This window comes from Herbaspirillum hiltneri N3 (genome assembly GCF_001267925.1).
In the GTDB taxonomy this organism is placed as follows: Bacteria; Pseudomonadota; Gammaproteobacteria; order Burkholderiales; family Burkholderiaceae_D; genus Herbaspirillum; species Herbaspirillum hiltneri.
The window spans coordinates 555,560-580,922 of sequence record NZ_CP011409.1 but is presented as its reverse complement, the minus strand read 5'-3'; the positions used below and the strand labels follow the sequence as shown (position 1 = coordinate 580,922).

The following is a 25,363-nucleotide window of genomic DNA, read 5'->3' as shown; positions in this document are numbered from 1 at the left end:
GGAAAGAGAACCCAGTGCGCTGGGTCTCTAGTTGCTTGAGCAGGTACGGAAGCCACGCCCGATGCGCGGGGATGACATGACCAGGGCAGGTCATGATGTCAGCGAAAATCAGCCCAGAGAGGGAGCGGTCTACTTGATACAGCTTCAGTGTACGGCCCTTGCTCATACAGCCTCTCGCAAGTCAATCTGCCCCGTTACCGCAGCAGTGATGAGTGCAGAACGGCGTTCTTTGAGAAGTTCGACGCTACGCTCTGTCCTACCAATTAACTTATCAAGCTTCTCCACACCCAATTTCATCTGAGCGAGTACCCGCCGTTGCTCCTCGTCAGGAGGCACGGTAACAGATAACTCCATCAGGTTAGAAGATGAAATGGATGCGAGGTTGGTACTTTGCTTTGATTTCCCCATGAAATAAAACTGTGCTGCGGTGGAACTGGTGAATGCATTTAACCAAGCCGAGCTAACACCGTGCGGTCTTACGGCGAATACATGGTTCTGATGAATGCATGGTGATAATTCACCACTCCAAATGTGGCCACGTCCCAGCTTATCGAAGTCTCCGCCCTCGTTCATCAATACATCCCCAGGCTGCAGAAGGTATCGCTCAAGGTCTTCTTTATCGATTTGAATTGTTGCGATCTCATCCAAGTCAAGATACCCGTCCTGAACATTCGCAACTCGAAGATACTGAACTTCGACTGTTTCCTTGCCACTTACATCTTTGCCTTTAGCCACCCCAGTTTGAACTCGCGCAATAAACTTCAGTCGCCGAACAGTCCAATGCTCCGGCACCTCCCCCAGCCACTCCACGCCTGAGTCCTTCATCTTGACATTGGGGTCAAGACCTTTGGTCACAGCATGGGTGATGAGAGCTTGGCGCTTCTCGCACAGGAGCTCGATGAAGCGAGTCTTCTTCTCGACGAGGGCGTCGATGCGGGCGGTTTCGCGGTCCAACGCCGCTAGGATAGCTTTTTGTTCCTCGTCAGGGGGAATAGCAATATGAACAGAACCAATCATTGTTCCGTTTAGGTTAGCCAACCCAGTTGTGGTATTCGAGAGATAATCAAATTGCTCACGAACCAAACCATTATTCATGAGGTACCAAGCAAGTTTCGGTCGAATGTCGTCCGTGGTACGAATGCGTTGCATGAAATTTGAGTAGCAGCATTGCATTTCCTCAATTTCAGGCGTAACCAGCGTTGTCTTTCCTATATGCAGCGCACTCCCGCTTGATTTAGTAACAAGCAGGTCGCCCGCCTTTAAAAGGGCAAACTCCTTATCTGCCGCCGACAGGGCTCTGTACGCCGGCTCCTCAATCCGCCAATTACCATCAACAGTTTGCTCAGTAGAACGCAAGACAAGGGTGTCGGACTCTCCACTTGGGTCATCACCCCAGACTCCACCATCGTTGCGTGCAATCGCCCACTTCATGGGACTAACTTCCCAATGCTCAGGCACCTGTCCCAGCCATTCAACACCTGAATATTTGTATTCCGGGTACGATTTGTAGTGGCTCATTCAGTCACCTCACCCAGCAAGTCGGCAATCTCTGCCTCGATAGCCTTCAAGTCCGCGTCGATAGCACTCAGAGCACGCGGCGGCTGGTACTGATAGAAGTACCGGTTGAAGTTGATTTCATAGCCGACGATGCCGATTTTTCCGTCCTTCTCGTCTTTCTTTGATTCATCAATCCAGGCATCAGGTACGTGCGGGAGCACTTCCTTGGCGAAGTACTCGTGGATATCCTGACCTAGAGGAACGTTCTCGTTCTCGCGAAGGTCCGGGTCCGCCATCAGGTTGCCCTTCTCATCCTTCATGGGCTGAGCGTCCGGGTCCTTGATTCCGACGTTCGACATCAGCTCCTTGAGGTGGGCCTTGGTCATCTTTTTGATACCCGCAGCCTTGAGCAAGGCATCGACGCTATCGAAGTCTCCACTCACCTTCGTTAGAGCCTCGGCGTAAGTGTCGCTTGTGGCTTCATTGAAGGCGGCGATACGGGCATCGGTCGCCTCAAAACGAATGCGCAGAGGACGCTCTACCGTGATACGGCGATAGCCAAAGTCGGTAGTCTTAAACAGCTTGCTCACGCCGTCATCTGTCACTGCAGCCTGGATACGTGCAATGTCGTCAATCTGGTCATCGGACAAGCGCTTACGCTTGCTGCCCAGCGACTTCTGCATCGGGGAGTGCATGCCAGTGGCGTCAATCAGTTGAACCAGATTCTTACGGTCAGCAGCCTTGTTGTTGCTTAGGACCCAGATGTATGTACCGATGCCCGTGTTGTAGAACAGGTCGTTCGGCAGAGCCACGATGGCCTCGAGCCAATCGTTCTCCAGAATCCAGCGACGGATTTCGCTCTCACCAGAACCTGCGCCACCGTTGAATAGAGGACTACCGGACAGCACAATACCTATACGGGTGCCGTTACTATTGGCATCGACGGGCTTGCGCTTAGACAGCAAATGCATCAGGAACAGCAACGAACCATCACCAACACGCGGCAGTCCTGGGCCAAAGCGCCCACCATAGCCATCGTTGACGTGCTCCGCTTGGACGTCCTTCTGAACCTTCTCCCACTTCACGCCGAAGGGTGGGTTGGCCAGGCAATAGTCAAACCTTTCATTACGCAGCTGGTCGTTACTGAGGGTGTTGCCCAGCTTGATATTCTTCGTGTCGTAGCCTTGAATCAGCTTGTCGGCCACGCAGATGGCGTATGTCTCGGGATTCAGCTCCTGGGCGTAGGGAATGATTTTGGCGTTCGGATTCCACTCCTTTACCTGCTCCATTGCAGTCGACAAGAAGCCGCCGGTGCCCGCCGCACAGTCATAGGCGGTACGGATAACGCCTTCGCCAGTAAGCGCATCGTGGTCTGTGGAGAAGACAAGCGTAGTGGCCAGGCGCACCACATCACGCGGCGTGAAGAACTCACCCGCCGTATCATTGGCCGACTCGGCAAACTTGCGAATCAAGTGCTCGAATACCAGACCCATCTCGTGGTTGGAGATAGCGGAGGGATGCAGGTTGATAGTCGAAAATTTCTGGGCGACCAGGAACAGCAAGTTGGCCTTCTCGAGCTTCTCCAACCATTTGGCAAATTCGAAGTGCTCGAAAACCTGACGAGCATTCGCAGAGAACTTCGACACATAGTCTTCAAGGTTGGCGCGGGTACTGGTTGAGCCCAGCGTGGCCAGTGTGAATTGAGAGACGTTATAGAAGGTTGCTCCTGCCTCCGCTGGCAGCAACAAGTCGAGGTCGATACTTGAGCCCTTGACTGACTCGTACTGGGCCAGAACATCCTTCTTGGTAGGTTCCAGCACACATTCAAGGCGACGCAATACAGCAAACGGCAAGATGACACGGCCAAACTCGGACTGCTTAAAATCCCCCCGCAGGGTGTCTGCTACATTCCAGATTTCTGCTGCTAGGTTCTGCTGATTCATGAATCTACTTCCCACCTGATAGTTGTTTTAATCACAGGTAGTGTCGGGCACTACCTGAAATTCGTTTAGCGATGCGGCTTTTATCCCAATCTAAGCTCAAAGGAGAAGCCCCAACCTCTCCTTTACCCGACTGGATAGCCCTGGTTGCAATATTCTTGTGTCAAGAATCAGAGCACGCCGGCAAGCCTCCGCTTCTAGGCTCCTATAGATGCGCAAAAAATCTTCCTTGACTACTGTTCTGGGAGGATTAGCCTGTGCGGCTTTAGGATCGGCAAAGGGCTGCGCGCTCACATTACGTTGCAAAGAAAATAACGCACGGCGGCTGAGGTGTAAATGCCAGAATGCAACTTTACGCGAACTTTTTTTAACTTCACTGGTGTACGGTGAACGATAAAAATGACCAAGTCGGTAATTGCTTGTCAAATAGCAATTTGATAACCACTAACACTAGCGCGGTCGCGGAAAAACCTCCTGAAGATGCGATTCTCTCAACATTTTGTACCATATAGTGTTGAGCTGCATCGAGATGCTCTACAACCCGAAACGTCGCCATTCCTATCGCGTCAACGTTTCTCCGGTACAGTTCGAACAGCAGTATTTAACCGGCTGGAAAGTGCTAGTGCCGGGGCGATTCAAACTATGCATTTCATTGGCACTCATAAAACGAGCAAAGTATGTCAAAGGTCGATAGTGAACTCTTTCGATTGCGCGCTGAAAACGAGATGCTCCGAGCACTCATAGTCAAGCACGGAATTTCAATTCCGCAGCTAAATACACTTCACCCAACTAACAACACCCAGTCAACCGTCCCGAGCCTGTTATCTCCTGAAGCGAAGATCAAGCTTTTCCGACGTCTTTTTCAGGGCAGAGACGATGTCTACCCTATCCGCTGGGAAAGCAAAAAGACAGGTAAGCCTGGATATTCTCCGGTCTGTGCCAACGAATGGCGTCATGGCGTCTGCCAAAAACCGGTCATCAAATGCAGCGAATGCACGAAAAGCCTATTCGCACCGGTAACCAACGAGGTCATTTCCAGCCACCTCAAAGGGAAAATTACTGCCGGCGTTTACCCTCTACTTGCTGATGATCGCTGTCATTTTCTGGCTATCGATTTCGATGACGCAGATTGGCGCGAAGACGCCAAGGCCGTATTGCAAACCTGCATAGAAAACAACTTGCCGGCAGCGCTCGAAATTTCGCGATCTGGCGAAGGGGCTCATTTGTGGCTATTTTTTGCGAATCCGACTCCAGCGCGAGATGCTAGGCGACTCGGCACCGCATTGATCAGTGCAACCTGTGCTCGTACTCGACAACTGAAGTTGGAGTCGTATGACCGACTATTTCCCAATCAGGACACCATGCCAAAGGGCGGCTTCGGCAATCTGATCGCGCTACCATTGCAAAAGCATCCTCGCGACCTTGGCCGTAGTGTTTTTGTTGATGGAAACTTACAGCCATTGCCCGATCAATGGGGATTCTTAGAAAGTATCAAGCCGCTGCCGCAAGCTTATATTGATGCGGTACTTCACAAATTGGTCGGAGACCGACATCCGTTGGATATCGCCTATGCCGAAGTGGAAGACGAAAACGCGGACACCCCATGGATAGCACCTGCCAAGCCGAATATCAAGCTTACGGGCACTATGCCAAAAGCCGTAATAGCCACGATTGCTGGCCAGATATTCATCGAAAAAGCGGGGCTACCGCAATCACTGATGAATCGCTTAGTCCGCTTAGCCGCCTTCCCGAATCCAGATTTTTACAAAGCACAGGCCATGCGTATGTCCACTTGGGATAAACCGCGTGTCATCGGTCGTGCCGAAAATCATCCAAAGCACATGGCGTTACCACGCGGCTGCCTGGGCGATGTCAGAGCACTACTTACTGCTAACAAAATCGACTTGCGGCTGGAAGATGTGCGCTCTAAGGGCTCCGTCTTGAAGGCTTCATTTCAAGGTGTGCTACGGCCAGATCAGCAGGAAGCATTGGAGGCTATTCTGCCCCATGATTTTGGAATGTTGATAGCGCCGACTGCATTCGGAAAAACAGTAACTGCAGCTGCGATCATCGCACGCAGGCAGGTCAGCACACTGGTGATCGTTCATCGTGCGGATCTCATGCGGCAATGGCAAGAGCGCCTTGGAACTTTTGTCCTACTCGATGAACAAAAAATCGGTTTGATCGGTGCGGGTAAGAAGAAAGCAACCGGATTGCTAGACATTGCGGTTATCCAAAGCTTGGCACGTCGCGAAGATCTGCAAGAATTACTCGGTCAATATGGGCAGATCATCATCGATGAAGCTCACCATTTATCAGCTCAAACTTTCGAAGGTGTTTTGAAACAAGCCAACTCGCATTATGTGCTTGGCCTCAGCGCAACACCAATTCGAAGTAACGGCCATCACCCTATCATATTCATGCAGTGCGGCCCCGTAAGACATGTCGCGCAGCGACCGGCGCATGTCCCAGAACAGTTGACGGTTCGAGTTCATCATCTATCATCGTCGACGATTCCGCCACATGCCAGCATCCAAGAAGTCATCAGGCTCCTGGCAGAGGATAGGGACCGAAATACACGGATTGCGGCCGATGCAATTAGCGCCCTCAGTGAGGGGAGAAAAGTATTGCTCTTGACCAAACGAACCGAACATCTCGATTTGTTAAACACCTATTTCACAAATATCGCCCACCCCTGCTTTATGCTCCATGGTCGCATGAAAGCAAAGGAGCGAAAAAGTGTCATCAATGCGTTGGCCGAACTCCCTGCGGATACACCCCACCTATTGTTGGCCAGCGCCCAGTTGGTCGGCGAAGGATTTGACCACGCTCCGCTTGATACCTTGATATTGACGCTTCCCATCTCCTGGGCGGGAACCCTACAACAGTATGCGGGCCGCTTACATCGTGATCATGCAGACAAGACTGATATCTTGATTCACGATTATGCTGAACTAGACCATCCACAACTCTATCGAATGTGGGAGAAACGGCAGCGTGGATATAAGGCTATGGGATATAAGATAGAAGTTGATTGAATATTTGCACCCACTTGCCCCACCTAATTGCGTCTAAATGCACCAGGTAATTGCAATTCAAACGCCCCACCTAGTTGCAAACAGACGCCCCACCCAATTGAATTTGACTGCACCACTCAATTGCATTTCAAACGTCCCACCATTTGCACGGCTGCGCCACTATCGAATTGACCGGAAACGGCAGAAATCGGCGCCAAAAGCGGACCTCCAAAAAACACCATACTCGCTATTTATCGTCAAACTGCTATTCTCTGATATACATAAAAATGCATACGAAGTTATCCGACACATAAGATTGGTTCTCGTTAAGCGTATAGGGCAGAGTCGCTCAATTCAATGATGGCTGGGTACAGACTGTTCGTTGCCGGTAGCGCTGATGGAACCCCTTGGGAGGGGTGAAATGAAGTCCATATTGACTGCGTTGGAGAAGCTCAGCCTAAGCTATAAACTCGCGCTGGGTTTTGGCGGGATATTGCTGATTATTCTGGGCTTGGGTCTCAAGGACCTCCAGATGCAGACCGAACAGAGCGCGTTGATCGAGGACATCTACGAAACCGACCTGCTTGGCATTTCCAACGCCAAGGATGCCCTGATCCATTTGTCGCAGCGCGGTCGCGCCTTGCGTCAGGCCATCCTGGCGCCCGATGCTGCGAGCCGGGAACAAGCGCTGGCCCTGGTCGACGAGGCACAAACCAGACTCGATGTCGCGTTGAAGGAACTGCGGCCGCGCATCGTGCTGGCGGAAAACGCAGTCAATCTTGCCGACTTTGAAAAAGCGCACGCGGTCTACCGGGCCCGGGTCGAACGGGCAGTCCAGTTACTGAAGAAAGGCAACATCGCGCAGGCGCGCGAGATCGTTGCCGATCCGGAATTCCAGAACTATGGATTGGTGGCCAATATCGCCCTGAACCGCTTGACCGAACTCAAGGAAGACAGTGCGCGGCGGCGGATCAGTGAGCAAGGCGATCGCTATACATCGCAAACACGGTTCACGGTCATCTGGCTGTGCATCGGCCTGGCCTTGGGTCTGCTGTTCGCCGTCCTGGTCGGCCGCTCGGTCCGGCTGCCCAGCCAACGGTTGCGCAGAGCGCTGCAGGAGCTTGCCGCCGGAGAGCTTGAGCGTACCGTTCCTTATACCCACTATCCAAATGAAATAGGCGTCATCGCGCATTCGATCCAATCGCTTCAAGCAGAGCTGCGCAAAGGCAAGCGGTTTGAGGAAGAAATCAAGCGCATGAATTTCCTTACCGACGTGGCCCTGGATCAGACCAAGAGCGGGATATGGGTGGTGGATTTCAAGGACCCCGAGCATGTCTTCATGCCGGAGCGGACCGCTCGCCTGCTAGGTGAAGAAATCAAGCCGGACGGCGGCTTGTACCGGCTGGACAAGGAGTGGTTCGAGCGGGTTGTCGATGCCGACAAGACGCTGGGGCCGGACCAGGCTTGCGCCGAGCTGACCAATAGCCGCTATCGGGCGGCCATCAGCGGCGAGACCGAAAAATACGAATCGATCTATGCTTATAAACGTCCGGTGGATGGCGAAGTCATCTGGCTGCATGCGCATGGCCGGCCGGTACGGGATGAGCGGACGCAAGAGATCCTGTTCATCTATGGCGCCTATCTGGACATCACCGCGCAAAAGAATGCCGAGAACGAACTGCATCAGGCCAAGGAGCAGGCGCTGACCGCCACGCGCGCCAAGAGCGAGTTCCTGGCCAACATGAGCCATGAAATCCGCACCCCCATGAACGCCATCATCGGCATGTCGCATCTGGCGCTGCAGACCTCTCTCGACAAGCGTCAACGCAACTACATCGAAAAAGTGCAGCGCGCCGGTGAAAATCTGCTCGGCATCATCAACGACATTCTCGATTTCTCCAAGATCGAAGCCGGCAAGCTGACCGTCGAACAAATCGATTTCAGCCTGGAAGATGTGATGGATAATCTCGTCAGCCTGATTGGACTGAAAGCGGAAGACAAAGGCCTGGAGCTGCTGTTCCAGATCCGCTCGGATGTGCCCGGCGATCTGATCGGCGATCCGCTCAGAATCGGCCAGGTCCTGGTCAACCTGGGCACCAATGCCGTCAAATTCACCGATGCCGGCGAGATTGTCGTCGCAGTCGAACGCATTTCCGGCGACGACGACTCCGTCATGCTGCATTTTTCCGTCAAGGATTCAGGCATCGGCATGACCGAGGAACAGTGCGACAAACTGTTCCAATCCTTCAGCCAGGCAGACGCCTCGACCACGCGCAAATATGGCGGCAGCGGGCTTGGTCTCGCCATCTCCAAGAATTTGCTGGAACTCATGGACGGGCGGATCTGGGTCGAAAGTGAAATCGGCCGGGGATCGACGTTCCATTGCCATGCGCGTTTCGGCCTGCAAAAGAACGCCAAACCGCGCCGCATGTTTCACGCCGACGAATTGCTGGGCATCCGGGTGCTGGTGGTCGACGACAACGCCATGGCGCGTGAAATCCTGTCGACAATGGCGCGCAACTTCGGCCTCGAAGTCGACGTCGCTTCCGGCGGCGCGCAAGGCGTCGAGATGGTCCTGCAGGCGGAACGGCAATCCCTGCCTTACAACCTGATGCTGATGGACTGGAAGATGCCCGGCATGGACGGCATTGCGACGGTGCAGCGCTTGCGCGCCACCAGTCTGGCGCAAACGCCTGCGGTCATTATGGTGACCGCATACGGACGCGAGGACGCACTGCTCAACGCGGCGGAACAGGGCGTGGAACTGAGCTCGGTACTGACCAAGCCGGTCACCTCTTCTTCCCTGCTGGAGGCCATCGGCCTTGCGCTGGGAAAGGGTACGCTGGTCGAGACGCGCGCTAGCGAACGTGGTCATCACTATAAAGAGGCGATGGCCCACCTGCGCGGCGCGCGCGTGCTGCTGGTCGAGGACAATGAAATGAACCAGGAGCTGGCATGCGAGCTGTTGTCCAATGCCGGTGTGGAAGTGGTGGTCGCCGGCGACGGGCAACAGGCAGTAGATATTCTGGCCAGGGATGCCCGCTTCGACGGTGTGTTGATGGACTGCCAGATGCCGGTGATGGATGGCTATGAGGCGACACGAGTTTTGCGCGGCAATCCCTCATTTTCTGGCATGCCGATCATCGCCATGACTGCCAATGTCATGATGAGCGACAAACAGAGAGCGCTTGATGTCGGCATGCAGGATCACATCGCCAAGCCACTCAATGTCGGCGACATGTTTGCAACCCTGGCGCGCTGGATACATCCGCAGGAACCTGGCATCCACACATTGTCGGCCAGGACCGTGACGCCTGAAAAGGGCATGCCTCCTGTAATCGACAGCATCGACGGCATCGACATACAAGCCGGTCTGGCGACAACCATGAACAATCTGCCGCTGTACCGCCGTCTGCTAAGCAAGTTCCGCACGGGCCAGGGCAATTTTTCACAGATGTTCGAGGCGGCCTGCCGCGACGCGGATGCCTCCGCACCGGCGCGGCTGGCCCACACACTGAAAGGCACCGCCGGCAACATCGGCGCGAGGGAAGTTCAGGCCGCTGCGGCCGAGCTGGAAACGGCCTGCATGAGTAACGCTTCTTCAATGGTGATCAATGACCTGCTGGCCGACGTACTGAGAAAGCTGGAACCAGTGATTGCCGCACTGACGGCCCTTGAAGGCGTCGACACGGAAAATACCGGATCAATGACGAACATCGATATAACGCTCCTGCACGCGCAGACGGATCGCCTGAAGCAGCTCCTGGCGGATAGCGATGCGGAAGTCGCCGAGCTGTGGCAGGCCCATGCCGAACTCTTCAAAGCCGCCTACCCGCGGCATTGGCATCGAATTAACAAAGAAATGGAAGATTTTGATTTTGAGGTCGCCCTGACTGTCGTTGAAGCTGCAGAACAGGAATATCGCATTTGAAATGCCACCCGAGGGGACATTGATGAACGCAAAAGACGATGAACTGAACTTTGTAACCAAGCAGACGATTCTTCTGGTGGACGATACGGCAGACAATCTCACGCTGATGAATGATTTGCTGAAGGACCGTTACAAGATCAAGATTGCAAACAATGGCGCCAAGGCTTTGCGCATTGCACAGGCCGAAGCACCGCCCGATCTGATCTTGCTCGACATCATGATGCCGGAGATGGATGGCTATGAGGTCTGCCGCATACTGAAAGCGGACGTGAAGACACGTGACATTCCCGTGATTTTCCTGACTGCCAAATCAGATCCTGCGGATGAAAAGATGGGACTGGAACTCGGCGCCGTGGACTATCTGACCAAGCCCATCAGTCCACCCATCGCGTTGGCGCGGGTCAAAAATCATTTGCTGCTGAAGGCAAGCGCCGACTTCTTGCGCGACAAAAGCAAATTTCTGGAACAAGAAGTCGAAAGCCGTACGCGTGAGGTTTTGGCGATCCAGGATGTGACCATCCTCGCTATGGCGTCGCTGGCCGAAACCCGGGACCAGGAAACGGGCAATCACATTCGCCGCACGCAGTTCTACGTCAAGACGCTAGCAGAGAAACTAAAGGATCATCCGCGCTTTCGCGCGGTGCTCACCGAAAGTTACATCAACATTTTATTCAAATCCGCCCCATTGCACGACATCGGCAAGGTCGGCATTCCCGATCGCATCCTGCTCAAGCCGGGACGTTTCGAACCGCATGAATTTGAAATCATGAAAACGCATACGACACTGGGACGCGATGCGATCGAGCATGCGGAGCGCGCGCTGGGTACGCCGGTCCCGTTTTTATCCATGGCAAAGGAGATCGCCTACGGACATCAGGAAAAATGGGATGGATCGGGATATCCGCAAGGCTTGAGCGGAGAAGACATTCCCCTGTCGGCGCGCCTGATGGCCGTCGCAGATGTCTACGATGCGTTGATCAGCCGCCGCGTCTATAAGGAAGGCATGCCACACGACAAGGCAATCCAGATCATTATCGACGGCAAAGGAAAACACTTCGACCCGGATCTGGTGGATGCCTTCATCGAGTTACAGGATGAATTCCGTGCCATCGCGGTTCGCTTTCACGATACGGATCATGACATGGCACAAAAGCAGCATCTGATGGAGAGGTTGCTGGATACAAAGCCATGAGGAAAATTGCAAGGTTTCGGGACAGGCATAATGGTGCCAAATCACGCTGCAAAGTGGGTGGTGCACTTATTTGCAACTAGGTGGGGCGTTTGAATTGCAATTGTCTGGTGCTTTTGAAATGCAATTGAGTGGCGCAACTAACGCCAATACTCAAGTTGATCAGCAAAGTCTTAGTTTTCGACAAGTATGAAAACTGGTGCAACACACAACTATGCACTTGCAAGGAAGAGGCTATCAATGTGCTAGCGGAGACTCGTAGAAAAGCACAACGCCATAGCCATCTCTGGCAGACCTGGAAATTCTAAGGAAATAACATGAGCCGCCAAAACAACTATCAGTCGACTTCGTCAGCAGACGATCTCTGGCTCGACCTTGAAAAACTGCTTGAGCATGACGATGGAGCGGCAGCAAGAGCACATCTACAGGCCGGTCGCTGGATTACGTACAGAGACCAAAATTATCCCGACGCTATGGTGCGTGAATGGCCAAGTGGGAAGCGTGAACTGATAGAGGCAGATCTACTTGGGAATATTTTTGTGCTACGGACTCTTTGAAGGCCCCTCCGTTACAACACTGGATTGATTTGACCAAGCGCGAATTATTCAGTAAATTAGCGGCGATGCCCTTGAGGCCTTGGTTTTACCTATGCCCTACGTGGCCCCAAAAAAGCTCAGCTTCTGCTGGGCTTTTTTCTTTTGCGTGGCGAGTCGATTCATTCTTCGGTAAGCCGTTATCGTAGCTGTCGCCACGGCTGCCAACCGATGGCGCAATGCCATTTCGGCTAGGCCTTCAATGTAACGAATCCCGACGTATTGCGATCCCCCGTCGGAATGATGGATCAGGCCGCCGTTACCTTCAGGCTGGCGAGCATAGAGCGCTTGCTCCACCAGCGCATCACTCGCGGAACATGATAGGCTAACTCGTTGACCGCCCGCGGTGACGCAACCAGTTCTCATCTGTGCAGAACAAAATAACCGAAATAAAAATTTCTGATATTCACTGGATAAAGAAAATGTGGCTCTATCAAATAGGTCCGATAATTGCAAAACGCCGGCGAGCACTTTATTTAACTGAACAGCAGTTGGCCAGCCTTACTTCAGTACCGATCTCCGATATCCATGATCTTGAAAGTGGTCAATTACAAGACATCAGCTACCAGACTCTTTGCCAAATAATGGCAGTGGTCGGGCTAGTGTTCGACTTACCGACTGTTCAACCAAGAACTCGAAAACGCGGCCTGGAAATGGCAGCAAAAAATGCTAGCGTTAGCTATAAGAACGATATCGACCCTAACGCTCTTTGTGAAATATTGAAAACAGGTACGATACCGGCGCTTTATCTATCGAATATCATTCATTTCCTCGATGAGGCCCCTATTCCTTTGGTAGTAATGGCAGCAGAAGAGGCTGCAAGAGAAATGGATCGACCAGAATCTATCTGGCTAAATGTTCGAAATCTGGCCCTGAGCATCGACTCAGATAGAAAGAATATATGGGTTTAGCTCGTCTGTGAGGCCTTCGTTTTACCTTATGCCCTACGTGGCCCAGAAAAAAGCTCAGCTCTTGCTGGGCTTTTTTGTTTTTTAAGTTATGAATCATTTCGCTCTGTTGTGACGCGATGAACGTCAGCAAATCATGCTTTCTTAGCTCGAATTACAAAAACGGACTGAAAAATCTTCGTTTGGGAGTCGACTAAGATTTCAATTTTAGAATATCTAACGTGGCGACTACCGCGACGCCATTCTAGCAACTCATAATGGTTGCTATCAAATCCAGTCACTATCCAGCACCGTATTTTTCTTTAGTGACAAAAGTGCTCAAAATCATTTAACGGGAATAACATTAAATTATTTAACCGATTGATTTAAAAAGGATTTTCAAAAATTCTCTTTGCAGATTGCAGTAACTGGATTACTCTTCCGAGAAATATAAATGCCCTCCGCTGGTCAGCCCTGTTACTTTTCACAAGGAGTCAAGGATGGGAGTTGCGCGCAAGGTCGTACACCGCTCGACACATCGCATGGTAGGGGCAATTCCGTGCCTTGGGAAAAATCCAAAATTAGTGGAGTGGGAATCCCGATTAGAGCGTAACGCGATCGACATACTCCGATTTCATCCTGATGTGACTTACATAGATAGCCAAGTTCGGTGGTTGGAATACATTGATCAAAACGACCAAGTCCACCGACACTGTCCCGATCTATATGTGATTTATAAAGATAAGCCGCTTTGGATTGAAGTCAAATTCCAAAAATTTGTGGCCGAATATCAGGAGCGAACGCACTTAATTACTGAGCTTGTCCGCCTCAAAAGCGAGGAATATACCGTGATGGATGACACGGTCATCCTCATCGAACCTCGCCTGAGTAACATCCAGCTGCTGCTCCGCTACCAGCTGCTAAAGCCATCTGTCGCGATCAAAAGCAAAGCAGAAAAACTTTTTGACTCAGGTTTTTCCGCATCAATCGAAAACCTTATTGAGGAACATGGATTCGATTTGCTTACGCTCTACTCGCTCCTTTGTCACCACTACTTGCGTACGGATCTTCATACTCAGATCACGCGAAAATCAATCGTTTCACGCTTTGTTTCTGGTCAGGAGATTCTGAGCGATGAAGAAATTCTCAATTAGCCCCGGACTTTTGGTCCTTCGCAAAAATATCCAATACGAGATGCGAAGATTGGTTAATGGAGAAAAACTGATCTTCGAGTCGCTTGTTGATGGAGATGTTTGGAATATTGAGAAAATCGAATTTCTTCGTTTATGGAGCGAGGGAGAAATCCAACTTGTCTCTGCTACCGTATCTAAAGAAGAAATCCAAAAGGCTGATGGTTTTAGCTTGCAAGACTTGGACTGCTTTAGCGCTAAGCAGAAAGAAAAGGCACTTCAGCGCAATGAGTACGTATCAGAAATGCAAAAAATCTCAGTTTCATCCAGTGCTAAATCTCTCGTCGAAGTCATAAATCAGGTTGCTCTACGCCGCAAAGAAAAACCACCATCTCTACGCAGCGTATATCGGTGGGTCAAAGAATATAAAAGCAATGATCGCGATGTAGTATCTCTAGTCGATCGCCTAGCCAATCGAGGACGCCCCGCCTTTTCTGGAACGGTGCAAGCTCTGTTGGACGAATCAATAAAATCCGTCTATCTCACTCTCGAACGCCGCCCGGCCACAGATGTCTTCGACGACCTTGATTCAAAAATTGCTCAGCGAAATAAGTTCCCCGGGGCCGAACCTTTGGTGTGCCCCAGTATCGCGACAATTCGACGCTACATTGATACGCTAAATGCTTATGAAGTATGCGTCGCCCGCCATGGAAAAAAAGAAGCCACAAGGCAGTTTAGGTCCGTACGTAACACCAATTCAGTCAAGCGCATTCTTGAAGAAGTCCAAATTGACCATGGGCTATCAAATCTGTTTGTCATTGACGACGAACTTATGCTTCCGCTGGGAAGGCCCACTATTACCGCGGGGCGCGATACCGCATCTAGGATGCCGTTTGGTGTTTTCATTTCCTTTGTCCCGCCATCACTTTACTCTGTATTCTCCTGCCTCAGACAAGGCGTACTCTACAAAAATCATATCAACGAAACGTTCCCGAGCATAGAAGGAGATTGGCCAGTTTATGGCATTCCAATATCCATCAAGCTAGACAATGCACCTGAATTCCATAGCGCAGAATTATTCTCTGTTGCTCAGGAATTCGGAATATCGCTCACCTGGTGTCCTGTTCACCAGCCTTGGTTCAAGGGTGGGATAGAGCGCTACATCAAAGAGCAAAATGCAGGCCTCCTAGAAAAAATCCCCGGCACAACCTTTGCCAACCTGCTAGAACGCGGAGACTACGATCCCGAAAAGCACGCGGTTATCCGCTACAGCGTATTCATTGAACTCGTCTATAAATGGCTCATTGATGTGTATATGCGTAGCCCGAGTCGCGATTACACACGCCCCATTGATCTATGGAATGACGGCATCAAAGAGACACCAGTTTTCTTACCAGAGAGTGTGGCTCACCTCTCTGTCGCATTTGGCCGATCAGAGACTAGAACATTGCGCCATGACGGAATTCGTCTGCACAATTTGATTTACAACTCATCGGAAATGGATGAGCTGAGGCAGACATACGGCGCAATCCAAACTGTCACATACAAATATCAACCAGCAGATATTGGCAGCATCTTCGTTCAACACCCAACGGAAAAACGCTATATCGAAGTACCTTGCATTGACTCAGACTACGCAGGAGGTCTCTCTTTGTGGCAACACGAATTAATCCGAAAAATCGCAAAAGAGCGCCTGAAGACACGTATCGACATTGATGCCTTGCGCCGAGCAAAGGCTTATTTACGCGAGTTGGTCGCGGGGGAAATCAAACGGAAACCATCCGCTGCACGCAAGGCCGCCGCAAAAATGGCTGAATTCAGCTCCGATGCGACCTTGGCCGGTGCCACGCCGTCAGTCACTCAATGGCTGACACCTACGACTAGCTTACATGCCCAAGTCGACCAAGTTATTCAACAAGCCAAAGCTACGAGCAAGATGCCTACTGAGGTCCCAAAATTCGGCACCATTTTAAGTAAAAAGGAGAGCTTATGAGCGCAGAGCTCTTCTCGAACCCCGAAAAAATGGATGCGCCTTGGGGGGCGCCGACCTCAGCAGATAGGGAACATTTTTTTCACTTGGCACCAGAGGCAAAGGTTGCGGCCGTGCGACGAATCCGCGTTCTCCATCCTGCGTACGACAACGCCATTCAGTTTGTCCAACGCACATACGACAAATTCGGGCGGTTTGAAGATCCAGGAGGCGGTAGAATCATCGCCCAGTCTGGCGGTGGAAAAAGTGCTGTCGTACAGCACATGGTTGAAAAATATCCCAAGATCGATACCCCGGAGCGTCTGATAATTCCTGTATTAGCAATTTCAGTCGCAAGCAGTCCCCGTATAGGGTCAATACTTGACTCGATACTGGCTCAATGTTCCTTTCTTCTCCCAAACTCAAAATTACGACCTGCTGAAGATCTCAAGATTCCAATCAAAGTGGACAGTGTGATCGACGCTTTCGCGCGTTGCCAAGTCCGTCTTCTGATGGTAGACGAATTTAGTCACGTTGGAGAGCGCAAACAGGGGCCAATGTCCAAGGAAATAACAAACACGATGAAGCTGATTTACTCAGCGACGAAAGTTGGGCAGATATTTCTCGGGGAAGAAAATGCCAACCTTCCTTTCGAACAAAATGGACAGCTGAGGACAAGACTACCTGGAATGATCTCTCTCCACATGTTCGAATATGGTCCGGAATTCCTTGGCGTACTTCAGAGCTTCGACGAACAACTTCCGATGCGCTATCAAGCAGGTCTAGCGGCGCCCGACATTTCGTTTGCGCTCCACGTTGCAAGTGGTGGGCAAATGAGAACATTGGTCAAAATTCTGTCCGAAGCCGTCTATATCGCAGCGAGTAAGAATATGGACAAAATCTCGCACGAGCATTTGAGAGTCGCGTACGACTCCGTGAATGGCGGCGATCCAAAATCGCACAATCCGTTTTCGGCCATCGGAAAATGACCTGGGGACAGGCCAGCTCGCGCTTGCTAGTTCGTGGGCAACCATCTGCTGAGGAAAGCCTACTGGGCTTCCTAATTCGCTTGACGGAGGCTAATAATTTGGCCAGCCCTGAACGACTTTATCGCCTTATTCAGGGCTCATCGCCGACATATCCATCGCGACATGATCTATTGAAGTTTGCGCACGTTGCAGGATGTGCATTCGCTGACCTAGATATCCGACACTATCGGCACACGCTAGCAGACAACTGCAAAGGAAGCTTTAGCTACTTCGGCAATTCACTTTCACGCGAATGCTTTCTAACGTTCTTTTATCCGCGTATATGCCCTGAATGCCTTTGCGAAGCTGAAATAGTTCACGCGATCTGGGATCTGACGCTTGTCACAGCTTGCCCCCACCATCTAATTCGACTCGTGGACAGTTGTAGTTCATGTGGGAAAAGACTTTCCTGGAAAAGGAATCGCCTCTGTTATTGCAATTGCGGTTTTGACCTTCGGTACTCACCCCGTTGTAGCTCCGCAGGATTTCCGGCCTTTTTTTCTCAGCACATCAGCAGGAAGCTGGCATTACGCTCACCGGCGCTTAGTATGGCGATTCCAGATATCTACCGAGACTTCTGGTCTCTATCACTAAACGGCCAATTCTCGCTAGTTTGGCTGCTTGGCAGGCTCGTGCCAAATCACGCACAACTCAAGAATGGACATGGTCGGGCAAAACTTGGGGTTGGTGCGGCAACTTCGTTGCTCGAAAATGCTGCCTCCACCATGGCACGCTGGACGTCACCAATAGGTATCGACTGCCATGAGCAGCTCCATGACATCAATTGCCTTTCAAATGTCAGACGCTACATCCAAGACGAATTCTCTGCGTCCGATCTGCTAACTCTTCGACCGCAGCTGGAACGAGAGTACGGTCAGACACCTCGCAGGCGTGTCGCCATTGATGCTCAATTTGGATTTCAGCTGCCCTTAGATTTTTGACTTAGAGAGGAAAAACAATGCCCCTTGATTCCCTTGATGTCACAGCACCGATTGGAAAAGGGTATCTTCCTCCAAGACTGAGGCTATATGGTTGCCCGCTACCATTGGCTGACGAGTCACTATCTTCATGGCTTTTACGTGTTAGCGCCAACTACATTATTCCTGTGAAAGAGATCATTGAATATTGTTTTGGCAAGGGTCTTACGCGATTATTCTGCGTTGATCCGGATGTAGTCCTCGTTGAGCGAATTCAACAATCGCTAGCATCCAAATTTGGAATATCTGCAGAAAATTTCTCTTCAGTCGCATCTTTAACTCCAAGAAACCTGGATTGGCCCTCTGAATCCTGGCTGGTAGAGAACCTCCACTATGCTTTGCACCGCAGCGCATTTTGTCCTCACTGCCTGGCCTCAGATTCGACTCCCTATTTTCGAAATCAGTGGCGTTACACAACAATGAAGGAGTGCTCCCTCCATAATTGCCTGCTACTCAGAAAGTGTCTACATTGCAATTTCTCTGTCCACCCTTATCGCCACAAGGTCAGCCGATCACAGGAATCTAGTCTTCTAGCTTTCTGTCCACACTGCAAAAATTGTCTTCATCTCCCGTCCACAGGAATAGCGTGTTTCGATAGAGAAAAGCAGTTACAGCTTCCCCGTCAAGAAAGCGCAACAAAGCCTTTAGTCACGAATCCCACGAAAAAGAAGCAGCCAAAAGAAGAATTGGAGGTAATGACGAGTCCACAGATCTCGGTCGTAGAGTCGGTTTCAGCTTTGGACCCGAATTTGCTCGACTCTGAATGGAGAACTGAGACAGATGCGCGCTATTTGATGTGCCTACGAAATCCGACCTATCGGTTGAATACGATTTTGCAAAAGAGCGAAAATTATCGCGAACGAATAGCAGAGACAGTTGCACGCCGATTTTTGCAGATGGCTCGCGGCCATGTAGAATCTGAAACCACGGCAATTTCTCCACCTTTCTGCATTCCATCGCTCGTAGCTGATTATCTTAAGCATGAACAAGCACAACCTAGCGATCTGCTCAGAATAGTGCATCAAACGGCTGAACAACTACATGCAAGATCACGCCCTGCTGTCGGTGCGAGAGAAGCACAGCTAATCGAAGCAGGACTTGCTCAATGCGAGGCATTTTTGTCGAGAAAAACTCAACTCTGATTAACTAGATCGACCAATTTCTTAAGAAAACGCCTCAAAGCGAGGTGCAAATCAACTACCGACACCGGAATAACTGCAATCGGTCAATAACGGACTTCTGATGCTTCGCTCTGCCAAGGTAGCCGCCGCGCTATCCAGTTCGCTCCGGTTTGAGTGTCCAACGCAAAACGAATCGAGTGCCTAGAAGCCGAAAAATATGCACCTGGTTCCCAGAGGCAGAGCTTACGCGTGGACTAGTAGAACTTACCCATCGGACGGCGATTTATAACCAAGTGGATACTTTCGAAGATTTTTAATTGCTTTCTTCACTTGACGTTTCCATGGTTCTGGAAGCGTGTCGATCTCTCGTTCGATCAAGGAGATCGCCCACAATCCGTTGTCTTGTTTCGCGATACTTCGAAGAATGCGATCAGCATCTTCGGCTCGCGCCGCAGCCAGAGCGATATCTCTAGGCCGCCAGTTTGAGCGTAGGAACGCTCGTGCGAGTTCACTCCGTGCGACCTTACAGCGATCCCAATCCATAAATGGGAACATATACGAGAGGAAATCTGGAAGGCTCTCATTTTGGAGTTCGCGGTACACGGAAGGGAATGCCGCGGCGACAATTGGAGATGCGGCTTCTGTCTTCGCATTGGTCAGGAAAGAAAGCAACTTTGCCGACGCAAGACGAAAGCCATGGTAGTCGACCGGAGCGGAATCCCACAGCAAGCGACCAACGGCCTCGCCCCCCTCATAGGACAGGGAAAATGCTCCTCTTCCGACTATGGTGTCGGCAAGTGCCATCGGATTCCTAAGGAATTTATTGCGAACGACTGGCGGTGAATTGTCAAACAACACTAAGTTGCTACTCGCCAAATCTGCAGGTACTTCCTGGCCGGCGCCTATGCTCAGGATGCGAACACTATCAATATGTTCACTCGCATGACTAAAAAAGGTCGAGACGAGTTGTTCACGCTCAGGCAAGAAGGCCTGAGACAACACTGCCTCCAGGCCTACCACCGCGATGTCACCCGCTCTCGGACCACTCATGCGGGTTAGTATCCGTATAACAAGTGCTACCTGGTCTGCCGGCTGCAAACGAACATTTTCGACCAAGCGCGCCAAAACCTCGGTCGCGGCAGGTAGATCCTCCGTTGCTTTGAGTACACCGTCGAGGATATCCGGCGCTTCAAAAATGGCACAAAGTTGCTGTCTGGATGCACTAGTAAGTACGTCCACAAGTAGCATTGAGCGACGCGCATCCGAACTCTTCATCACACTTAAGATCCATCGGACGTCCGCGACGTTTGGCCCAAGAAGCTTGCGGAGCATCGCGTTCGACTCCTGTGACTGGCGCGCCTCCGCTACAGTGCCACGTAGCGGAACAATTTCGTCAGCTTGTTGAGCCACGTCCACAAGCACATCATTTAATGCCGTGGCCGTAAAGTCATTTGCATTCTTTAAGCGCTCCGCCTCAATTGCGATTGTTGTGGCGTTAGCATCCGCCATCAAACCGGCGAAAAGCCCCGCGTGCCTGTCGCTGACGAGTTGCGGCAGGAGACATTTTCGTGCTGTTTCGATCTCCTCCTCGCTTGCGCCATCAATGCTCGCGGCAAGAGCAGTTTCGATGCCATAGTCACTCGCTAATAATCGTACTGCCAGCTCTGGTGAAGCCAGTACTGTACGAAGGAGTACATCTCCTCGGACGATCGCGAGGTTTCTCGCCGCAGGTTCGAACGCATCACTACTCTTAGCAATTCCTGTAGCTAAATCTTTAAGAAGGTAACCGCCACCTTCCACTACCTGCGAAGCCACTTCCACTGCGTCAACTGGATGCCGTTGCGCGAGGGATATCGTGGAGGCACTTATAGAGCTGACCAATGATAGACGCGAGCGCGTCTCACCGAGTTTCTCAATCAATACTTGGAGAAACCGCCAGGCCTCAGATGGTGGCATGGTGGATGCCACGGTAACCGCTGTTTGCGCTAGAACCGGCGTAAGCTCGTTAACTAGCCTTGTTCTACGCGATTTTCTCGTATTCGCGATGTCGAGCAGTCCGAGAGCAGCCTGCGGCTCCGTTGGTACTCTGATGGCAAGCTCACTCCAGAGTAAAGACAGGCGAAGTGCTTCTTCGTTGCCTTTTTCATCTTCTGCTATTTCACCGAACGCATCGAGCGTCGAGAGAGAGGGATGCGGCGCGCGAAAGACCTCATCCGCGAGCTTCAAGGACCATCTATGGCGTGACGAATTCGCCTTCGTACCGTCAACACGCCGTCCTTTCCAATCGGAAAATCGAGACCTTGCCTCCACAGGGGCAAATACGAGGTCAAAGCTCTTTTTAGCTATCGTCCGTGGAGAATTGCAGAATGTCGACACTGTGAAGCGGCGGCGCATGGACGGCCAGATCGCAGTTAATAGGCGAATCGCGATAAGCTCGGACGCTTTAGAGCCGAACACTGCCACCGGTACTGGATCTTCAAGAAATAGCGCTTCCAGGAGCTCGGCTCCGGCGGTCTCCACAGGCGGTGACGGGTTAGTGAGGTCTGGTTCGATCGATAATCGTTTTGACCTTTGGCTAGGGCCAGCCTCCGTGGCAATCGCAACCAACGTAGATGGATCCGCGACCGATGCCCATTCTGCCATCGGGATCAGCAGCGATCGGGTGCGGACGCATCCAGCACGCGGAGCCTCACGATCATGCCAAGTTCTGGCCACGATATAGTGAGATCCGCTCGGCAACGGATAGCAAGTGATGTAGGGCAGGATTTTCTCGCTAGGTGCGATTGGGCCAGCAATATCGGAAAGCCGATCGATAAGATCCTGATCCCGCGGAGGCAACGTAATGGACCCGGACAGCAACTCGTGTCCGTGATTGTATCCATGCAGTTGCTGGTCAACGATCATTTCACCATCCTCAATTCCCAAGCGCCCAAGCAAGCGGCAGCGTCACATCTGGATCCTCCACGACAACACCACCTCGTACTACAGCCGTGTAGCCGACTTCCGACAAATCACGCTTCTTGAGCGAGTCCCTGAACGGTTTGTTGGGGGTTCCTCGCAAATTGCCTCCAACGATGGACATACCAAACACCTCGACGTCGAGGTGTCCAGGCGTTTTAAGTCTACCCGCAAACATTGGGAACTGTTCCTCGAGGTAACGCATAGGACCGGCAGCCTTCGCTTCGGAATCGAGCATATCCCACGCGGTCACCATAATAGCCAGACGAGGGCGTCTCCCATCAGGGCCGTCCGTAAGCGTGAGGGTGAGATAGCGGAAGAGTTCGCAAAATCCAACCTGCGCGGGAAGACCATTGGCCTTGAGCACGACCTCCTCGGTTTCGTCCCCTTGCGCACTGCCCCCCGGTTCAATCACGTCGCTAATGTCATGTGAATTCGCTCCCTGCTCATTGACAGGTTGTGCGACCACATCGGTTTTATTAATTGGCGTAGTGGCCGATATGGAAATCGGGTTTCCGTCTTCATCTTCGTCCTCCCCGTATTCATCATCTCCTTCATCGTCATCATCCTCTTCGCTGTGCTCAGTTAAGTGATCACGTGCAGTAACCCAGTCCATCGGCTGCAGATTGAGCTTTGAGTGAGCTCGTACAAAGAGTATTGCTGACGACGAAGCCTTGAGTGCATCCATCCATTCCTGAGGGAGCTCATACGAATCGATTGCCCGCCGCCAAAGCTCTCCGGTAATATCTGGCACAGTAATTTCTTGTTCCAGCCCTGTACCTTCGTTCCCCCGCACTTTCACAATAAAATCACGACGCCCGCTTTCATCCATGTCGCGCTGCGTTCTCGGCGCGAATTTACGGTCGAGTAGATGTTGTACTGCATCATTCACATATTCGATGTTGGCTGGGAGCGTCGACGCGCGCAATTGCCCTTTCTTTGCTTTGAAGGAAAGCCACAGACGGGCGATGTAGTTCGTCTTGCCGGAAGCTGGTCCTCCGACGAGGAGGATCGATCCTGTGCTCATGGTTTCCTCCGAAATGCTGCTAGCCGTCTATCACTATTGTCGCAATCGGTCTCGGGCCAGAATTCAGGTTGGCTCGGTCGCGCTGCAAGAGAATCCGCGAACAGCTTGGATATGCCGTATCCAGGCTCAATGTCGTCATCCCACGAGAAGGAAGCAATGGGCGCCGTGGCTACGTCGAAGCGGAATTCGGCCCCGTAGCGGATCAGCAGATCGGCTTCTTCCTGTGGAAATAGCTGTTTGTCTTGCCAAGTCGGGACGATGATGATGCGAGGACGATGATCCCCGAGGAGATTGGCCAGCCGCTCAATCAGAAGGGTCGTGCGATAGCGGGCGTTAGCGACACGGCTATCGTCAACGAATTGGCGCCCATCGACCATCAGCCAAATCACACTTGCGGATCCCAAGAAACTCAGCCGATCTCCGTCTGAACGGTCGATTAATGCTCTGGACCATTCTCCAGGAAGATCAGGCAGGAGGATGTCGAAGAGACTGCTATCGGCGTCGCGGCGTAACCGTAGATGTAGAAACCCGGCCTCGCGGTCATTCGACAGCGTCGTGTGGCTTGTGATCTGCTCAGGTGGATTACCTCTGTTCCAGGTTCTGCTTGCCCGGGCAATCTCCTCGAATGCGCGAAGGGTTTCGCTATCTGCGTAGGAGAATCCTTCGAACTCACCTTGAGAGAGCATAAGGTAGGCACTGACCAACGCTGCGGTCTTGCCAGCCCCCGCAAGTCCGACTATCCCGACGAGACAAGTCGGCCGTTCCTCCATCATGGCGTTAACCTGAGATATCCCAAGCGTACGACTTGCCGGAAAGGTTGGTAAATCTGCATTCGGAGCGGACAAAACCGCGCGCCCGAGCCCAAGGTCCGCACCGATGTTAAATGCTCCGTCATCAGTATTTTTTGCCTCGTACTCCGAATCACTCTCCAGTTCAAAGTTATCTTCGTCACCAATAACGGGGCGATGAGAGCACTCCTCGGGTGAATTGCCAGCCACGCATGAACTAGTCGCGTTAAACGTACAGTTTTCATTAGTACATGGCCCGCGCATCAGGCGGCTCCGGCAAATCGGCTTTCCATCACTAGGATTGAAGCCTCGAGAAGCGCTCGCGCACCCCAGCCTCGAGCATCTAGCTCGACGCTGGTTACAGACTGATGTTCGTCACCTATGAGCGAAGAAATGAGTGGAAAAACCAAAGGAACAGTCATTGCCAAACTATTGATATACGGCGCACTGAGTTTCGCTCGCGACTCCCCAAGTGACTCGATCAAAGTCTTGAGAGGTATATTCGCCGAAGCACCTACATGGCGCAAGGCAGCATGACGAAAGCCATCGCTTGGCAAGCGATGCAACACTGTGGCGCCTTCTAAGCCACTTGCAATTGCCCGAATAAAGGAAACTTGATCGAATAACGCACAGTCGAGTATTTCACTGTAATCAGCGAGTACCCACCAAAGGAAGTTAATCTCCTCGTGATCCAAATCCTGATTGGTTTTCAGTGCTGCAATAACTGGTGCGGTCGCCTTCCTGTAAGCAGTATTCGCCTTGGTGCTTCGTGGGTCTTCTTCAGGAATAGTGAGTGTGCCGACATCTGGCACAATCATGCGCTTTCGAGCGACCTTGGCAACTCGTGCAACCCGTGTACGGCATACTTCGATGAGATCTTGCCTCAATTCTTCGACCTTCGCATGCTCACACTGATCCTGTAGACTTAACGCTGACCAGAGCGATGCTGCGAAAGCGTCCGCAGTGGTCCAGCCAGGCCCGTCGACGACGGGCTGCGTCACGATAGCAATTACCGCCACAGCTAGACAGACTTGGGCTTGGAGTTCTCGCCCCTGTAGGACGAAAGCTGCACTTTCGGCACTGATAGCCTTTTCTATCTCTTGGGCCAGCTCTGCCGGGAGCGCCGAGCCACTAAAACCGCTGGCAACTGCCGCAGCGAGAGTGATCGCTTCACGCGTCGATTTAGTCAAAAGCTGCGCCCGGAGCGTCTCCACCGCTTTGTTACGGTCTTGGACATCTTGGTTCGTTGGTTCTGCCCAGATGATTTGGGCATACTTAGCCATAATGCTCATGCTTTAATCTTCCCCCTTA

At 51.8% G+C, this 25,363-nt stretch carries 16 protein-coding genes and 3 pseudogenes; 12 read left to right on the top strand and 7 right to left on the bottom strand.

The window, feature by feature from the left end; all coding sequences use genetic code 11:
- Nucleotides 1–162: 162 nt before the first annotated feature.
- Complete coding sequence (locus tag F506_RS02580) at nt 163–1,518, bottom strand: restriction endonuclease subunit S (protein WP_053195202.1); 1,356 nt, start codon at nt 1,516–1,518, stop codon at nt 163–165.
- On the bottom strand, nt 1,515–3,440 hold the full coding sequence (locus F506_RS02575; protein ID WP_053195201.1) for a type I restriction-modification system subunit M: 1,926 nt from the start codon (nt 3,438–3,440) through the stop codon (nt 1,515–1,517). The genes F506_RS02580 and F506_RS02575 overlap by 4 nt, the downstream gene beginning before the upstream one ends.
- Before the next feature lie 490 nt (nt 3,441–3,930).
- Here F506_RS02575 and F506_RS23830 point away from each other — a divergent pair.
- From F506_RS23830 to F506_RS02555, 5 genes and pseudogenes are all read left to right on the top strand, one after another.
- Nucleotides 3,931–4,131: pseudogene (locus F506_RS23830) on the top strand (hypothetical protein); the annotation flags it as partial.
- Nucleotides 4,115–6,475 (top strand): TOTE conflict system archaeo-eukaryotic primase domain-containing protein, encoded by a 2,361-nt coding sequence (locus F506_RS02570; protein WP_053195200.1) that lies wholly within the window; start codon nt 4,115–4,117, stop codon nt 6,473–6,475. The pseudogene F506_RS23830 and the gene F506_RS02570, both read left to right, overlap by 17 nt.
- 400 nt (nt 6,476–6,875) lie before the next feature.
- On the top strand, nt 6,876–10,385 hold the full coding sequence (locus tag F506_RS02565) for a response regulator (RefSeq protein ID WP_158443111.1): 3,510 nt from the start codon (nt 6,876–6,878) through the stop codon (nt 10,383–10,385).
- Between the two features lie 22 nt (nt 10,386–10,407).
- The gene (locus F506_RS02560) at nt 10,408–11,577 is read left to right on the top strand and encodes a response regulator (protein ID WP_053195198.1); all 1,170 of its coding nucleotides are present in this window, start codon (nt 10,408–10,410) and stop codon (nt 11,575–11,577) included.
- A gap of 314 nt (nt 11,578–11,891) precedes the next feature.
- Nucleotides 11,892–12,131 carry a hypothetical protein gene (locus F506_RS02555; RefSeq protein ID WP_053195197.1) on the top strand — a complete coding sequence of 80 codons (240 nt, stop codon included), beginning with the start codon at nt 11,892–11,894 and terminating at the stop codon, nt 12,129–12,131.
- Nucleotides 12,132–12,300: 169 nt separating this feature from the next.
- On the opposite strand, the pseudogene F506_RS22960 reads toward F506_RS02555, so the two are convergent.
- A pseudogene (locus F506_RS22960) lies at nt 12,301–12,506 on the bottom strand (IS3 family transposase); the annotation flags it as partial.
- Nucleotides 12,507–12,589: 83 nt separating this feature from the next.
- On the opposite strand from F506_RS22960, the gene F506_RS22955 reads away from it, so the two are divergent.
- The 7 genes and pseudogenes from F506_RS22955 to F506_RS22485 all read left to right on the top strand — a co-directional run bounded on the left by F506_RS22955 (nt 12,590) and on the right by F506_RS22485 (nt 19,300).
- Nucleotides 12,590–13,078, top strand: coding sequence for a helix-turn-helix domain-containing protein (locus tag F506_RS22955; protein WP_144423974.1), 489 nt, complete (start codon nt 12,590–12,592; stop codon nt 13,076–13,078).
- A 476-nt stretch (nt 13,079–13,554) separates the two neighbouring features.
- The gene (locus F506_RS02545; RefSeq protein ID WP_053195195.1) at nt 13,555–14,208 is read left to right on the top strand and encodes a TnsA endonuclease N-terminal domain-containing protein; all 654 of its coding nucleotides are present in this window, start codon (nt 13,555–13,557) and stop codon (nt 14,206–14,208) included.
- A complete protein-coding gene (locus F506_RS02540; protein ID WP_053195194.1) occupies nt 14,189–16,177 on the top strand; it encodes a Mu transposase C-terminal domain-containing protein in 1,989 nt (662 codons plus the stop codon). The genes F506_RS02545 and F506_RS02540 overlap by 20 nt, the downstream gene beginning before the upstream one ends.
- On the top strand, nt 16,174–17,142 hold the full coding sequence (locus F506_RS02535; protein WP_053195193.1) for a TniB family NTP-binding protein: 969 nt from the start codon (nt 16,174–16,176) through the stop codon (nt 17,140–17,142). Before F506_RS02540 ends, F506_RS02535 begins: the two co-directional genes overlap by 4 nt.
- Nucleotides 17,139–17,543 (top strand): annotated as a pseudogene (locus F506_RS23825) (TniQ family protein); the annotation flags it as partial. The gene F506_RS02535 and the pseudogene F506_RS23825, both read left to right, overlap by 4 nt.
- 186 nt (nt 17,544–17,729) lie before the next feature.
- Nucleotides 17,730–18,122 carry a hypothetical protein gene (locus tag F506_RS23600; protein WP_235471352.1) on the top strand — a complete coding sequence of 131 codons (393 nt, stop codon included), beginning with the start codon at nt 17,730–17,732 and terminating at the stop codon, nt 18,120–18,122.
- A gap of 17 nt (nt 18,123–18,139) precedes the next feature.
- Entirely contained in the window at nt 18,140–19,300 is a 1,161-nt protein-coding gene (locus tag F506_RS22485; RefSeq protein ID WP_083457533.1) for a TniQ family protein, read from the top strand.
- A 243-nt stretch (nt 19,301–19,543) separates the two neighbouring features.
- Here the strand turns inward: F506_RS22485 and F506_RS02530 are convergent, their stop codons facing one another.
- The 4 genes from F506_RS02530 to F506_RS02515 are packed head-to-tail and all read right to left on the bottom strand — an operon-like array spanning nt 19,544 to nt 25,344.
- A complete protein-coding gene (locus F506_RS02530) occupies nt 19,544–22,183 on the bottom strand; it encodes a GAP1-N1 domain-containing protein (RefSeq protein WP_144423973.1) in 2,640 nt (879 codons plus the stop codon).
- A 10-nt stretch (nt 22,184–22,193) separates the two neighbouring features.
- Nucleotides 22,194–23,264, bottom strand: a complete 1,071-nt coding sequence (locus tag F506_RS02525) for a TRAFAC clade GTPase domain-containing protein (RefSeq protein WP_053195191.1) — start codon at nt 23,262–23,264, stop codon at nt 22,194–22,196.
- Entirely contained in the window at nt 23,261–24,262 is a 1,002-nt protein-coding gene (locus F506_RS02520) for a TRAFAC clade GTPase domain-containing protein (RefSeq protein ID WP_144423972.1), read from the bottom strand. The genes F506_RS02525 and F506_RS02520 overlap by 4 nt, the downstream gene beginning before the upstream one ends.
- A gap of 53 nt (nt 24,263–24,315) precedes the next feature.
- Nucleotides 24,316–25,344: a GTPase-associated system all-helical protein GASH gene (locus F506_RS02515; RefSeq protein WP_053195189.1), complete on the bottom strand. Its 1,029-nt coding sequence runs from the start codon at nt 25,342–25,344 to the stop codon at nt 24,316–24,318.
- Nucleotides 25,345–25,363: the final 19 nt, after the last annotated feature.

Excerpts from the sequence above, each read along its gene's own strand:
- F506_RS02555 (WP_053195197.1), top strand. The coding sequence starts at position 11,892 with ATGAGCCGCCAAAACAACTATCAGTCGACTTCGTCAGCAGACGATCTC.
- F506_RS02515 (WP_053195189.1), bottom strand. The coding sequence starts at position 25,344 with ATGAGCATTATGGCTAAGTATGCCCAAATCATCTGGGCAGAACCAACG.
- F506_RS02560 (WP_053195198.1), top strand. The coding sequence starts at position 10,408 with ATGAACGCAAAAGACGATGAACTGAACTTTGTAACCAAGCAGACGATT.
- F506_RS02545 (WP_053195195.1), top strand. The coding sequence starts at position 13,555 with ATGGGAGTTGCGCGCAAGGTCGTACACCGCTCGACACATCGCATGGTA.
- F506_RS22955 (WP_144423974.1), top strand. The coding sequence starts at position 12,590 with ATGTGGCTCTATCAAATAGGTCCGATAATTGCAAAACGCCGGCGAGCA.
- F506_RS02535 (WP_053195193.1), top strand. The coding sequence starts at position 16,174 with ATGAGCGCAGAGCTCTTCTCGAACCCCGAAAAAATGGATGCGCCTTGG.
- F506_RS22485 (WP_083457533.1), top strand. The coding sequence starts at position 18,140 with ATGCCCCTTGATTCCCTTGATGTCACAGCACCGATTGGAAAAGGGTAT.
- F506_RS02580 (WP_053195202.1), bottom strand. The coding sequence starts at position 1,518 with ATGAGCCACTACAAATCGTACCCGGAATACAAATATTCAGGTGTTGAA.
- F506_RS02530 (WP_144423973.1), bottom strand. The coding sequence starts at position 22,183 with ATGATCGTTGACCAGCAACTGCATGGATACAATCACGGACACGAGTTG.
- F506_RS23600 (WP_235471352.1), top strand. The coding sequence starts at position 17,730 with ATGGCGATTCCAGATATCTACCGAGACTTCTGGTCTCTATCACTAAAC.
- F506_RS02565 (WP_158443111.1), top strand. The coding sequence starts at position 6,876 with ATGAAGTCCATATTGACTGCGTTGGAGAAGCTCAGCCTAAGCTATAAA.
- F506_RS02540 (WP_053195194.1), top strand. The coding sequence starts at position 14,189 with ATGAAGAAATTCTCAATTAGCCCCGGACTTTTGGTCCTTCGCAAAAAT.
- F506_RS02525 (WP_053195191.1), bottom strand. The coding sequence starts at position 23,264 with ATGAGCACAGGATCGATCCTCCTCGTCGGAGGACCAGCTTCCGGCAAG.
- F506_RS02570 (WP_053195200.1), top strand. The coding sequence starts at position 4,115 with ATGTCAAAGGTCGATAGTGAACTCTTTCGATTGCGCGCTGAAAACGAG.
- F506_RS02575 (WP_053195201.1), bottom strand. The coding sequence starts at position 3,440 with ATGAATCAGCAGAACCTAGCAGCAGAAATCTGGAATGTAGCAGACACC.